The following is a 301-nucleotide window of genomic DNA, read 5'->3' as shown; positions in this document are numbered from 1 at the left end:
GCTTTGCCCAAGGCAAATTCTGATCAGAGGGGAACAACGATATACCGCTAAATACAAAACTGCCAACCGCAGATGGCTAAGGTACTGGAGATAAAGGGATAATTAACAAAAGCAAATTTCGACAGGCATTATAACGTTCATGGAGCCAAAACGACTGTCGTATATCGCACAAACGCAAAAACCCCCAGCCTGCGCTGAGGGTTTCCACTGTTTTTAAAGCCTGGCAGTGTCCTACTCTCACATGGGGAGACCCCACACTACCATCGGCGCTACGGCGTTTCACTGCTGAGTTCGGCATGGG

Annotated in this window: 1 rRNA gene; it reads right to left on the bottom strand. The window is 48.8% G+C overall.

Annotation, left to right across the window (positions count from 1 at the left end):
• Positions 1–218: 218 nt before the first annotated feature.
• Positions 219–301, bottom strand: a 5S ribosomal RNA gene (gene rrf / locus Phpb_RS27640); the annotation flags it as partial.

It is taken from the genome of Photorhabdus namnaonensis (assembly GCF_001684335.1).
Taxonomy (GTDB): Bacteria; Pseudomonadota; Gammaproteobacteria; order Enterobacterales; family Enterobacteriaceae; genus Photorhabdus; species Photorhabdus namnaonensis.
Note: the sequence above shows the minus strand (reverse complement) of the source record. Positions and strands in the feature narration are given on the sequence as shown.